This window comes from Mycobacterium sp. 852002-50816_SCH5313054-b, assembly GCF_001667185.1.
GTDB lineage: Bacteria > Actinomycetota > Actinomycetes > Mycobacteriales > Mycobacteriaceae > Mycobacterium.
The window spans coordinates 144,415-157,474 of the sequence record NZ_LZIC01000030.1 but is presented as its reverse complement, the minus strand read 5'-3'; the positions used below and the strand labels follow the sequence as shown (position 1 = coordinate 157,474).

The 13,060-nt window shown below is 70.3% G+C and carries 11 protein-coding genes; 7 read left to right on the top strand and 4 right to left on the bottom strand.

Annotation, left to right across the window (positions count from 1 at the left end; genetic code table 11):
* The first annotated feature begins 50 nt into the window (after positions 1–50).
* Together rplQ and truA are read left to right on the top strand one after the other, a co-directional pair.
* On the top strand, positions 51–683 hold the full coding sequence (gene rplQ, locus A5787_RS05630) for a 50S ribosomal protein L17 (RefSeq protein ID WP_066962823.1): 633 nt from the start codon (positions 51–53) through the stop codon (positions 681–683).
* On the top strand, positions 613–1,533 hold the full coding sequence (truA, locus tag A5787_RS05625) for a tRNA pseudouridine(38-40) synthase TruA (RefSeq protein WP_082977086.1): 921 nt from the start codon (positions 613–615) through the stop codon (positions 1,531–1,533). The genes rplQ and truA overlap by 71 nt, the downstream gene beginning before the upstream one ends.
* Positions 1,534–1,585: 52 nt before the next feature.
* Here the strand turns inward: truA and A5787_RS05620 are convergent, their stop codons facing one another.
* On the bottom strand, positions 1,586–2,212 hold the full coding sequence (locus A5787_RS05620) for a cutinase family protein (RefSeq protein WP_369829085.1): 627 nt from the start codon (positions 2,210–2,212) through the stop codon (positions 1,586–1,588).
* Positions 2,213–2,262: 50 nt separating this feature from the next.
* Entirely contained in the window at positions 2,263–3,102 is an 840-nt protein-coding gene (locus A5787_RS05615; RefSeq protein ID WP_066962813.1) for a cutinase family protein, read from the bottom strand.
* A 127-nt stretch (positions 3,103–3,229) separates the two neighbouring features.
* Between A5787_RS05615 and eccB the strand changes: the two genes are divergently transcribed.
* Entirely contained in the window at positions 3,230–4,621 is a 1,392-nt protein-coding gene (gene eccB / locus A5787_RS05610; RefSeq protein ID WP_304441141.1) for a type VII secretion protein EccB, read from the top strand.
* Here eccB and mycP read toward each other — a convergent pair.
* The gene (gene mycP, locus A5787_RS05605; protein WP_369829082.1) at positions 4,586–5,884 is read right to left on the bottom strand and encodes a type VII secretion-associated serine protease mycosin; all 1,299 of its coding nucleotides are present in this window, start codon (positions 5,882–5,884) and stop codon (positions 4,586–4,588) included. The genes eccB and mycP overlap by 36 nt on opposite strands.
* On the bottom strand, positions 5,881–7,239 hold the full coding sequence (eccD, locus tag A5787_RS05600) for a type VII secretion integral membrane protein EccD (RefSeq protein WP_066962810.1): 1,359 nt from the start codon (positions 7,237–7,239) through the stop codon (positions 5,881–5,883). Before eccD ends, mycP begins: the two co-directional genes overlap by 4 nt.
* Before the next feature lie 130 nt (positions 7,240–7,369).
* On the opposite strand from eccD, the gene eccCa reads away from it, so the two are divergent.
* From eccCa to A5787_RS05580, 4 genes are read left to right on the top strand one after another with little or no spacing between them, the layout of a single operon-like run.
* Positions 7,370–11,008 carry a type VII secretion protein EccCa gene (gene eccCa, locus A5787_RS05595; protein WP_066963084.1) on the top strand — a complete coding sequence of 1,213 codons (3,639 nt, stop codon included), beginning with the start codon at positions 7,370–7,372 and terminating at the stop codon, positions 11,006–11,008.
* Positions 11,005–12,258 (top strand): type VII secretion-associated protein, encoded by a 1,254-nt coding sequence (locus A5787_RS05590; protein ID WP_066962807.1) that lies wholly within the window; start codon positions 11,005–11,007, stop codon positions 12,256–12,258. Before eccCa ends, A5787_RS05590 begins: the two co-directional genes overlap by 4 nt.
* 50 nt (positions 12,259–12,308) lie before the next feature.
* Positions 12,309–12,620 carry a WXG100 family type VII secretion target gene (locus tag A5787_RS05585; RefSeq protein ID WP_156763781.1) on the top strand — a complete coding sequence of 104 codons (312 nt, stop codon included), beginning with the start codon at positions 12,309–12,311 and terminating at the stop codon, positions 12,618–12,620.
* A 14-nt stretch (positions 12,621–12,634) separates the two neighbouring features.
* On the top strand, positions 12,635–12,931 hold the full coding sequence (locus A5787_RS05580) for a WXG100 family type VII secretion target (protein ID WP_066962801.1): 297 nt from the start codon (positions 12,635–12,637) through the stop codon (positions 12,929–12,931).
* Positions 12,932–13,060 lie beyond the last annotated feature (129 nt).

Below are 13,060 nucleotides of genomic sequence, written 5' to 3'. Positions count from 1 at the left end.
GTCCCGGCCCTACCTGATACGGGGGCCGGCCCCACTCAGGAGATAGTGCAATGCCCAAGCCCACCAAGGGCCCTCGCCTCGGCGGGTCGTCCTCGCACCAGAAGGCCCTGCTGGCCAACCTGGCCACGTCGCTGTTCGAGCACGGCCGGATCAAAACGACCGAGCCCAAGGCTCGGGCGTTGCGGCCGTACGCGGAGAAGCTGATCACGCACGCCAAGAAGGGCACGCTGCACAACCGTCGAGAGGTTCTCAAGAAGATCCGCGACAAGGACGTGGTGCACGCCTTGTTCGAGGAGATCGGGCCGTTCTTCGCGGACCGCAACGGCGGCTACACCCGCATCATCAAGGTCGAGGCGCGCAAGGGCGACAACGCCCCGATGGCCGTGATCGAGCTGGTGCGGGAGAAGACTGTGACGTCGGAGGCCGACCGGGCGCGACGGGTCAAGGCGTCGAAGAAGTCTGACGCGCCCGTCGCGGCCGCGGCCGCGCCGCAGGCGGCGGTCGAGCCGGAGGAAGCCGTCGGTCCGACGGCCGAGGACGTCGTGGAGCCGACCGAGACCGAAGCCACGGAGGCCGAGGCCACGGAGGCCGAGGCTGCCGCTGAGGAAAAGCATGACGAGGCCGTGGCCGCGAGGGCCGAGGCCGAGGCCGCCGAAGCGAACGACGAGGCTGACGAGAGTTAACGACCCGGATTTTCAGGTCCGTCTGCGGCTCGACATCGCCTATGACGGAACGGAATTCGCGGGCTGGGCTGCCCAGGCCGGGCAGCGGACCGTTGCCGGCGTTCTCGATGAGGCGCTGACGACGGTCTTTCGCGCTCCAGTGCGGCTGCGCGCGGCCGGGCGCACCGACACCGGGGTCCATGCCAGCGGGCAGGTCGCCCACGTCGACGTCCCCGCCGACGCGTTGCCGAACGCGTACCCGCGCGCGCCGCGGGTGGGTGAGCCGGAATTCCTGCCGCTGGTGCGCCGCCTGGGCCGGTTTTTGCCCACCGACGTCCGGGTGCTCGATATCGCCCGGGCGCCAGCGGGTTTCGATGCGCGGTTCTCGGCGCTGCGCCGTCACTACGTGTACCGGCTGTCCACGGCGCCCTACGGCGTGGAGCCGCAGCAGGCGCGCTACATCACCGCGTGGCCCCGCGACCTGGACGTCGAGGCGATGGCCACCGCGTCGCGGGATCTGGTGGGGCTGCACGACTTCGCGGCGTTCTGCCGGCAGCGGGAGAACGCCACCACCATCCGCGACCTGCAGCGGTTGGACTGGTCACGCGACGGCGACCTGATCACTGCGCACGTCACCGCCGACGCGTTCTGCTGGTCGATGGTGCGGTCGCTGGTCGGGGCGCTGCTGGCCGTCGGCGAACATCGGCGCCCGGTGCCCTGGTGCCGCGAATTGCTTTCGGCCACAGACCGCTCCAGCGACTTCGCCGCCGCGCCCGCGCATGGGTTGACGATGGTCGGCGTCGATTATCCGCCCGACGACGAGCTGGCCGCGCGGATTTTGATCACGCGGGACCTGCGCACGCCCGGCTAGTGGCGATCGCGAGCGCGGTGTTGCCGGGCGATGCGGGTCGACACCATCGGGATTAGACCCGGCTGGCGGCGAAACTTGCGGCCTGGTTGGTGAACCCGGGCACGTAGCCCAGGTGCGCGCTCCACTTGTTGCCGTTGGAGCAGATCGGGTCGCCGGTGTTGCACAGGTCGATGGTCTTGCCGTCGAAATCCGGGGTCAGCGCGCTCATCAACCCGCCCGCCCGGGCCGACGGGTTCCCGAACAGGGCGACGGCGGCGACGTGATCGGCGGCCGCGGCAGGCAGGGGCTGCTGGAAGCCGAGGCCGGGAAGCGGTGCGGCGGTGACGATGTCGATGACCGCGGCGCCCTGGGAGTACCCGCCCAGCACCATCTTGGTCTTCGGGCAGTTGTTGGCCATCTGCTGGACGTGGTTGCTGGCGTCGTTCGCGCCGTCCGCGGCGGCCAGGAAGTCCTTGTTGGCGGGGTAGTTAACCGCGTACGCGCCAACGCTTTTGCGGGTGTTCTGGCGCAGCGAGTTGACGAAGGCCTGGCCCACCTTCCCGACGCCCGGCGGCTCGTCGGTGCCCCGGGCGAACACCACCTCGACGTCCGGGCACGACGCCGAAGCCAGCGGCAACAGCTTAGGGACGACGAAAAGCGCGACCGCCGCAAGGAATGCGGCGGTCAGCCCCAAGCGGATAAGCCTCACATGACGAGGCTACGGGCCGAAAATCAAGGCCCGGTAACGATTTAGACAAGCGGCGCTTGAGGATTCACCGTGGCCGGCGCGTTCGGCGTGTTCGGCGCCGGAACGTTACCGGGAACGGAAGGGCCGGAACCCGGCGTCTGCGGGCCGTATCCCGGTGCCTGCGGCGGGTAACCGGGCGTCTGCGGCCCGTAGCCGGGCACCTGCGGGTTGGACCCGGCCATCAGCTTGGACGCGACGAAGGCCGCCGCCTGCGTGGTGTACGCGGGGACGTAGCCCTCGGTGTGGCCGGTCCACTCGTTGCCCTGACCGGCGTGGCAGATCGGGTCTTGCGGATTGCACAGGTCGATCGCCTTGGAACCGAGCAGCGCGCTCTGGGCCGGCAGCGTGCCGCCGGCGCGGTCGGCCACGTCGCCGAAGGTGGCGACGGCCACGATGTTGCCGGCGTACTGGGGCGGCAGCGTGTTGCCCCAGTTGATGCCGCCGATAGGAACGCCCGCGACGATGTCCATCACCGACGCGCCCTGCGAGTAGCCGCCCAGCACGATCTTGGTGTTGGGGCACGTTTCCACGCTCTTCTTGACGCGGTCGATGGTGTCGTTGGCGCCGTCACCGCCGTGCAGCTGCAGCTTGCTGGCCGCGTAGTTCACCCCGTAGGGCAGGATGTTCAGGCCGGTCTGCTGGCGCAGCGAGTCGACGAACGCGTCACCGACCCGGCCGAGGCCGGGTGGCTCGTTGGTGCCGCGGGCGAAGATGACCTCGACGTCCGGGCAGTCGAAGGCGGAGGCGACCGGCGTCGCCGTTGGGGACAGGAGCAGGCCGGCGGTGGTGAGCACTGCAGAAACCCCCGGGCCCACCCAGCGACCTATGCGGTGGGAAGACACGCCGAAATATTACCCGCAACCAGCGCGAATCGAAATTCGGCGGCCTGTGGATAACGGGTGCGGCCGCGGTCTACCTGCGGCTTAACTGGACCAGGGAGACGGATTCCACAAGTTTTTCGAGGGTATTTTGGACCGTTCACAGCTGCGCCGGCCGACGAACCGGCAACTGGTCAGCGGGTACCGATTCCTGCTGCGTCGCCTCGAGTGCGCGGTGCTGGGCCGGGACATTCACGCCGCGAACGAACCGCTGCGGGCTCAGTCGGCGGCGCTGGGGGTCGGCTGCGTGCTGGCGGCCATCGGGGTGGCGGGATGCGCGTTGCTCGGTGTGCTGCGGCCGCAGGCGGATCTCGCACAGGCCCGGATCGTCATCGGCCAACCATCCGGGGCCTTGTACGTGCGGGTGGGCGACGCCTGGCATCCGGTGCTGAACTTGGCGTCGGCGCAATTGATCGCGGCGGCGGCCGCGAACCCGCAGCCGGTGCGGGAGTCCGAATTGGCCCGTACCAAGCGCGGTCCGTTGCTCGGCATTCCGGGCGCGCCACAGCTGATCGGCGCGCCGTTGCGCCCGGAGGAGTCGGTGTGGACGATCTGCGACACGGACGAAAGCGGCGCGACGACCGTCGTTGTCGGGCCCACCGGAGGATCGCCGGTTCACCGCCTGGCTTCCGACCATGCGCTCCTGGTCGTGCCAGCGTCGGGCTCGCCGGCCTATCTGCTTTTCAACGGACAACGCGCGGTGGTGGACCTTTCCGATGCCGCGGTGGTGCGTGCACTCCGACTGGAGCGCCGTGCGCCGCAACGCGTCTCGCAGGCGTTACTCAACGCGGTGCCCGAGGCCCCGGCAATACGCGCCCCACGGATTCGCGGGCTGGGCGCCGCCGCGATCGGACTGCCCGGGTTTTCCGTTGGCAGCGTCCTGCGCATCGCGCGCGGTGATGCCGACGAGTACTACGTCGTTGTGCCCGCCGGAGTCCAGCGCATTGGGCGCGTCGCCGCCGACCTCCTGCGCTTCAGCGATTCGCAAGGCACCGCCAACGCCATCACCGTCGCACCCGACGCGATCCGCGCCGCAGCGGTCGCGAACGTGCTGCCGGTGGCCGATTTCCCCGACCGGGCACCGGAACTCGACGTTGGCGACACCTTGTGCGTCATGTCGCGGCCCGCGCCGGCCGGAAATTTCGACGCCTCGTTCCTGATCGGTGGCGGCCTGCCGTTGCCGGCCGGTAGGGCGGCGGTGACCCTGTCTCAAGCCGACGGCCGCGGCCCCGCGCTGGACGGGGTATTCCTGCCGCCCGCCCGGAGCGCCTATGTGCGGGGCGGTAACCGAACCGGCACGCGTTACCTCGTCACCGACACGGGGGTGCGGTTCGCGATCCACGACGACGACGCCGCGCGCGATCTGGGTCTTCCGGCGCCGATTCCGGCGCCGTGGCCCGTGTTGGCGACCCTGCCGTCGGGACCGGAATTGAGCAGGCAGGGCGCGTCAGTCGCCCGCGACGCGGTTGGCGGAGGCCCGTAACCGCCCGGCTGCGAGGAGTCCCAGCAGCGCAACCAGACAGATGGCCGCGCCGCGCAATGCGATGTCACGGGCGTGCCGATCCGGCGGTGTCGGTGACGGCGGCGTGACGATCGGGACGGGCGCCGGTGTCGGCGTGGTGGTTTCGGGGGGACTGGAGTCGGTGCTGACCGCGGCCAGCACGTCGACGGTGCCGTTGCCAACGAACGGATCCCATCCGGCGGGCGGGTGGTGCGCGGTCGCCTCGATGCGCTGCGTCACCTGTCTCGCGGTGAACGCGGGGAAGCGGGAGCGGATCAGCGCGGCCAGCCCACTGACTACGGGCGCCGCATAGCTGGTGCCCGAAACGGGTTGTGCGCCCAGCACAGTCACGCCTTCGCCAGTGGCGGCGACATCAACCCAGGGGCCGGCAAGCGTGAAGTCCGACGGCGTCCCGTCGGCGTTGACCGAACCGACGGTCAGCACGTAGTCGTCATACCAGGCCGGACTGACCACGACAGTGGTCGTCTGCCAGGTCGCGTCGGACCGCTGACGTGGGCACTGGGCCGCGCCGCCGCTGTTGCCGGCCGCCGCCACGACGACGGCATTCTTGACGTCGACCGCATATGCCAGGGCGGCTCCCAGCGCTCGGTCGTCGAGTGTCGAGCCGACCGGAACGCAGGCAATCGAGGAGATGTTGATCACCGACGCGCCGAGGTCGGCGGCAGTGCGGACCGCCTTGGCCATGGTGTCCACATCGCCGACCGCCGCGTGCGAACGGTCGCGGGCGGGGGAGAATTTCGAACTGGACTGGCGGATGCTGATCACGGTGGCTTCAGGCGCCACCCCGGGGGAGCCGCCGGATTGGGAATCGGCGGCGGCGGCGATGATTCCGGCCACCAGGGTGCCGTGCGTGTCGCAATCCTGGGTGCCATCGCCGGTCGATACGTAATCGCCGCCGGGCACCACGTCGGGCAGCCTCGGGTGCGATGAGACACCGGTGTCGATGACCGCGACGCGTTGTCCCCCACCGCGAGTGAGTTGCCAGGCCCGGGGCAGGTCGCCGAGATGTGCCAACGGGTCGCGGCCCCTTGTCGAGTCCGTCGTCATCGTCGCGCAAACCTCGCGTTGCAATGTCGGCCACGGCGGCGCCGGCGGCGCCGGCTTGGGCAGCCACTTGTCGTCGATGCTCGGCGGCGAAACCGCATGTGCAGCAGGGGCTCCCAGGTGGGGTAGCGCTACCAGTGCCGACACCGCCAGGAGCCGCGCGGCGCGCGACGCGTTCACGTGAGACTCAAGCCGCGGACGGCGCCGTAGAGCCCGCATACCCAGCACGTGATGGGCACCATCGCGACCAGGGCCAGACCCTCCAGCACGTCGGCGACGCGGCGCAGCACCGGTGACGGTGCTGCCGCCGAAGCCACAAAGCCCAGGCACATCGCCGCGGCGACCAGCGCTGCCGTCATCGCCGCCGTCCATGCTCCGCTTGGCGCACCGCGGGCCAGGGCGGCGAAAGTGGTTGCGATAACCGCTGTTCCGCACGTGGCGAACACCAGTCCGCCTCTGCCGTCGCCGCGACCAGCGCGCAGCACCAACAACGCGCCCGCGAGGGCACCGAAAACGATGCGGGGCGGCCCCGGCGCGCCGGGGAGCACAGTAACGACGGCGCCCACGGTGGCCCCGCACGCGAACGCGGCGAGCAGGCTGGTCAACCAGGTGCCGGCGCGGATCGCCCTGGCGTCCAGATCCGGCGCGGGTGGCAGCTGCGGCGACAATCCGGCCAGAGCGATCGATATCCGCGCCGCCACGCCGAGCAGGCTCAGTGATATCAGCGCGGATACCGAGCCGATGACGTGCGGCGGTGCGGCGGTGATCACACCGACAAATGCTGCGGCGGCGATGATCGTTGCGACGCACGCGAGGGCGGTCAGTGTGACCGCGCCGCAGCCAGCCAGGCGCAGCGCCAAGACCGAGGTGACGGCCGCCGTCATCGCACCCAGCACCACGTTGGGGAGACCGGGGACGCCGGGCACCGCGAGGTAGCCGGCGACCGCGGTGAACGCGGTGGCGATCACCCCCAGCGCGAGCCCGGCGACCGCATCCCCATGCGTGCGGTGCGCAACCCCCGCACAGAGCAGGGCCACCAAACCGGCCGACACCGTGACTCCGATGGTGGCGCCGGCGACGTCGGCCGTGCACGCGTTTCGCATGAGGGTCAGCCCACCGATACCGGTCAGGACGCTCGCCGCGATCGCGCCGGTCAGACGGGCCGCTTGCCGGCGCCGCAAGCTGCTCTGGGGCCGGGCCGTTGAATCCAGCGTCGCCGACACCGCCTCTGCCACATCCTCGTAACGCGGAGCGGGCGGCGGCGTAGCGGACTCGGTCAGGATCAGCATTTCGCCGTCTCGGATGCCTTGCTGCGCCAGGGTTGTCGAGGTGCTGAACGCGGCCGCGCCGGGCCGGGACAGTCGGTAGCGCCTCGCCACCGGTTCACCGGAACCGCAGTCGTCGCGGCCGCCGAGGAAGTCGATGATCGACGGCATCAGGACGGCGACCGGGACCCTCGCGGGCAGGGCCAAGTCGACGGCGGTGCTGCCGTCGTGGACCGACACACGGCGCAGCCCCGGATCGATACCCGCCATCGGCGCCTCCTTCCGTCGGACAAGCGGCACGGTAGCCGGTTGCCCATCCCGCGGAATCCGGCTATCCACAGGCGACTTGCAGCCGATTCCGGCGCTGCATACCGTCGCCCCGACGGTGGGAGGTGCCGAGATGACTCAGTGTTTCGTGCCGGTGGCGCGGCGGCCGCCGCCGGCGGTCGAGGCCGCCGATATCGTCATCGAAGCGCCGCCAAGTCTTCCGCCGCCGCGATCACCCAGATGGCTGCCCGTTGTGGTGTCGGTGGCGGGCCTCGGCGTCATGGCGGCGGCCGTCGGCTCGGGGTCGACGGGCACTCGCAATCCGACGCTCCTGGCATTTCCGGCGATGACGCTGGTTTCCATGGCGGTGTCGGTGGCCGCCGGGCGTCGCCAACGGCAGGGGCGAGGCGTCGACGCCGACCGCGTCGACTACCTCTGGTACCTTAGCCGCCTGCGCGTGACCGTCACCGAAATAGCTGCCGCACAACGTGCCTCGTCGGTCCGTAGCCATCCGGACCCCGACGCGCTGTGGACGTTGATCGGCGGGGTGCGCATGTGGGAGCGCAGCGTGTCCGACCCGGACTTCTGCGTTGCCCGTGTGGGAGTCGGAAGCCGGCCGCTGCCCATCCGGTTGGTGGCCCCGGAGCCTTCATCCCATGAGCCGTCGGATCCCGTCACCGCCACGGCCCTGAGTCGCTTCCTCCAAGCGCATTCGATTGTCGCGGACGCGCCCGTCACGATCGCCTTGTCCGGCCCCGGAAAGGTCAGACTCGAGGGCGATTCGACCTCGGTGCGCGGACTGTTGCGCGCGATGATCTGCCAGCTCGCCGTGCTGCACCCGCCGGATCGATTGCTGATAGTCGGGGCGGTCAGCGACGCGAACCGAGAGTATTGGGATTGGCTGAAGTGGTTGCCGCACAATCAACATCCGATTGCCGCGGATGCGGTGGGTTCCGCCCGGATGGTGTATCGAAGTCCAGCGGAGGTGCAGCGGGCGCTGGTAGGTGTGGGACCCCATGCGATCGTGGTCGCGGACCTCGGGGAGCCCGCTACCCCCGGCGCGATCACGGGTGCCACGCTCCTCGAGGTCGGTTCCGGCCGCGAGGGCACGCCGGTGACGATCCGACGCGGCGACGAAGCCGAAGCGCTGCAATGCCCCGACTGGATGGACATCGTGGAGGCGCTGACGTGTGCGCGCCGGCTTGCGATGTATCGGGTTGCCTCGGCACCGCACGGCGCCTGGCAGGACTCGGCGGGGCTCGGAGATCTCACCGATTTCGATCCGACGGCGTTGTGGCGCAGCCAAGATCACCGCGCTCGGCTGCGCGTCCGCATCGGAGTCGCGCTCGACGGCGCGCCACTGGAATTGGATATCAAAGAGGCGGCGGAAAACGGTGTTGGCCCGCACGGGCTCTGTGTGGGTGCCACCGGCTCGGGCAAGTCGGAGCTGCTGCGCACCATCGCGCTGGGGATGGTAGCCCGGAACTCCCCGGCGGCGCTCAACCTGCTGCTCATCGACTTCAAGGGGGGCGCAACGTTTCTCGATTTGGCGCGCGCGCCGCACGTCGCCGCCGTCGTCACCAACCTCGCCGACGAGGCGCCGCTGGTGGCGCGGATGCATGATGCGCTGGCCGGTGAGATGGACCGTCGGCAACGGCTGCTGCGAGCGGCGCGGTGCGCCGGCGTCGCGGCCTACGAACGCGCGCGCCGGGCCGGCGGCCGGACGGAGGCCTTGCCGACGTTGCTGATCATCGTCGACGAGTTTTCCGAAATGCTCAGCCAGCACCCCGAGTTCGCCGACATGTTCGTAGCGATCGGCCGGCTCGGCCGGTCGCTGGGCATGCACCTGCTGCTGGCCAGTCAGCGCCTCGATGAGGGCCGGCTGCGCGGCCTGGACGCCCACCTCTCTTATCGGATCTGCCTGAAGACCCTGTCCGCCGCCGAATCGCGTGCGGTCCTGGGGACGCTTGACGGATACCAATTGCCCAACACGCCCGGCGCGGGATTCCTGCGGACGAGCAGCGGCGAGCCGATTCGTTTTCAGGCCTCATTTGTTTCGGGACGGGTGGCGGCGGGAGCGCAGGCTCCCGCGCCGACGGCGTCGGTACGGGTATTCAGCACTCGGCCGGTCGGCGCGGTCACCCGCGCGTCCGGGCCGGACTGCTCGGCCACTCGGTCCGTCCTGGAATCCGTGCTCGACCGGCTCACCGGACATGGACCGCCCGCGCACCAAGTTTGGCTGCCGCCGCTGGGGGCGGCCCCGGCCCTGGACACCCTGCTGCGGGACGCACCACCGGCGGCCGGCGGCCTCACCGCACCGATCGGCGTCGTCGACCGCCCCTTCGAGCAGTGCCGCACGCCGCTGATGGTGGAGCTGTCGGGAGCCGCGGGCAATGTGGCGATCGTCGGCGCGCCCCGATCGGGCAAGTCGACGGCACTGGGCACGCTCATCACGGCGTTGGCGGCCACCCATGGCCCGGGGCGGGTGCAGTTTTACTGCCTTGACTTCGGCGGCGGAGTGTTGGGCTCGCTGCGCGCCCTGCCGCATGTGGGTGCCGTCGCCGGGCGGGCCGAACCGGAGCTGGTCCGGCGTGTGGTCGCCGAGTTGGAATCCGTTGTCCGCCGACGGGAGAACCACCGAGGCCGCGCAGCGCGGGACAGCGATCCGTTCGCCCACGTCTTCCTCGTCGCCGACGGGTGGGCGAGCCTGCGGCAGGAGTTCGAGGAACTCGAGGCGCCCATCGCCGCCCTTGCGGCGCAGGGGCTTTCGTTCGGTGTGCATGTGGTGTTGTCGGCATCGCGTTGGGCCGAGATCAGACCCTCGCTGCGGGATCAGATCGGCACCCGCATCGAGTTGCGGCTGGGCGACCCCGCGGATTCCGAGATCGACCGCAAGCGGGCGCAGCAAGTACCCCTTGACAGCCCGGGCCGCGGCCTGTCCCGCGAGGGCCTGCACATGGTCATCGCTTTGCCCACCGAGCGGATCTGTGACGGTTCAGAGGCCGCGCCGCCGATACCGCTGCTTCCCCCGCGCGTGGACCGGGACGCCGTCGTCCAGCGGGCCGGTGCGCAACTTGGTGCGCGGATCCTGCTCGGCGTGGAGGAACGCCGGTTGGCGCCGGTCGCAATAGATTTCGGTCAACACTCACATTTACTGATCCTCGGCGATAACGAGTGTGGGAAGACGGCCACGGTGCGGACCCTGTGTCGCGAGATCGTTCGAACCAAGACCGCCGCGGAAGCCCAGTTGCTGATCGTCGATTATCGCCGCGCCCTGTTGGGCGTCGTCGAATCGGAACATCTCGGCGGCTACGCAATGTCCGCGGCCGCGCTGGGCCGGCTGCTACCGCGTCTGCTCGACGCGCTGCGGCGCCGGATGCCGCCGCCGGACGCCGCCCAGGCGCAGCTGCGCGCCGGGTCGTGGTGGTCGGGGCCCGACTACTACGTCCTGGTGGATGACTACGACCTGGTGGCCACCGCGGCGGGCAACCCGCTCGCTGCCGTCGTCGAATACCTGCCCTACGCAAGGGATCTGGGATTGCATCTGGTGGTGTCGCGGCGCAGCGGGGGCGCCGAGCGCGCCCTGTTCGAGCCGTTGTTGGCGGGCCTGCGCGACCTCGGCTGCATGACGCTGATGATGAGTAGGCGTCCGGACGAGGGCGCATCGTGGGGTGGCGGGCGCCCACGGCCGATGCCGCCAGGACGTGGTCTTCTGATGACCCGCGCCGGTGACGGACAGGTTGTGCAAGTGGCCTGGAGTCCGCCCCCATGACACGTCATCGGGCGGTCCTCGAGGCTGGCCCGGGCACAATCCGCCGATTGTGTTGTGGGACAGGCAAGGTCGCTGACGAGGACCTTTGCGAGGTCGTCCGGGAGGCGCTCGCCGCGGTAGACGATCGGGTGGCGCTGGTCGATGGCCGTCCGGTCGCCGTCGATTCGCTGTGGCGCGCCGCGCTGCGGTCGATGAAATGTGCCAACGGCGACGGCCTGGTCGTCGTGCATCCGTCCTGGTGGCCGTCATCGCGGGTCGACCGGGTGACCCGCGCCGCCAAGAACCTGGGCGATAACGCGCTGGCGCGTCCCAGATCGTGGCTGCTGAGGCGGGCACCCGAGGCCCAAAGCGACGCTGGGGCAGTCGTTGTGGTGGAGATCGCCGAGCGGCTCGTCGCGATCACCGGCGCCGAGGTCGCGGCGATACCGCGGGTGGCGGAAGCGCATTCGGTTGCCGAGGAGGTCGCGACGGTCATCGCCGGCATGACCGCCGCGGCGATCCTGATCGACGCACCCAGCACGGTGAGCGGCGCGCCGGCCCTCGCGGCGTTGATCGCTGACGCCGTGCGCGAGAGCGGCCGCGCAGCGGTCGAGATCGGAGACGCCCGGTTGGCGCGGTTGGCCCAGTCGGCTGCTTCGCTCCCGGACGAAGCGCGCGGATCGGCGGTCAACGCCGAAACCAGGGGAGTTCGATCCCGTGCGCGGACGGCCGGCGGGCTTGCGGCGGCCGCCCTGGTGCTCACGGCCTTGCCGCTGGCGATCTCGGGCAGTGCGCCCCGCGGCGGGCATGGCCCTTCTCCGCCGGCCGCCGTGCTTGCGGCGCCCACGACGTTTCTGGTCGAGGGCCGCGTGGCGCTCACGGTGCCCGCGGACTGGTCCGCGCAGCGGTTGATCACGGGGCCGGGGTCAGCCCGGGTGCAGGTCACGTCCCCGGCGGATCCCGAAGTGGCGTTGCACCTCACCCAGTCGCCGGTGCCCGGCGAAACGCTGAGAGGCACCGCCGAGCGTTTGAAACGCGCGATCGACGCGGAGCCCACCGGGGTGTTCGTCGACTTCAATCCCTCCGGAAGCAGCGCGGGCCGCCCGGCGGTGACCTATCGCGAAGTGCGCGCCACGCACCAGGTCCGATGGATCGTGCTGCTGGACGGGCCCGTCCGGATCAGCGTCGGGTGCCAGAGCCGTCCCGCCCGCGAGGAGGCCGTCCGCGATGCGTGTGAACAGGCGGTGCGGTCCGCCCACGCGATCGGTTGAGCCGACCAATCCGTCGGAACCGAATGCCGTCCCTTGCGGTCCAATCTGATATGGCGAACACACTGAGCACCGACTTCGGCCTCATGCGCTCGGTCGCGGCCACGACGGACGCGCGCAACGACGAGATCCGGGCGATGCTGCAGGCCTTCATCGGCCGCATGAACACTGTGCCGCGCCCCGTGTGGGGCGGGCTCGCGGCGGCGCGGTTCAAAGATGTGGTGGATCGCTGGAACGCCGAGTCGACGCGGCTCTACCACGTCTTGCACACGATCGCCGAGACGATCCGGCGCAACGAGGCGGCGCTGCTGGAGGCCGGCGAGGACCATGCCCACCGCATCGCCGCCGCCGGCGGGAACCTCTGAGGGACGGATCGACCGTGGATCAGGTCCTGTCCTACAACTTCGGCGAAATCGAATACTCGATCCGCCAGGAAATCCATGCGACGGCTGCCCGTCTCAACGCGGCGCTGGACGAGTTGAGCTCGCAGATCGCCCCGCTGCGAGAGCTGTGGACCCGCGAGGCGGCCGCTGCGTACCAGGTCGAGCAGCTGAAGTGGCACCAGGCGGCCACTGCGCTGAACGAGATACTGGTCGACCTGGGAAATGCGGTGCGCGACGGCGCGGAGGAGATGGCGGACGCCGACCGCCGGGCCGCCGGCGTTTGGGCAAGGTAGCTCCGTGGCCCCTGTGTGGTCCCGGCGGTGGAGAGCCGCCGGGACCACACAGTCATTTTGACCTGCGGGGATGCGCATCGGTATGCTGCTCGGTTGGCGTGCGGAACGCCGGGGCCTCGGGTCAATGTC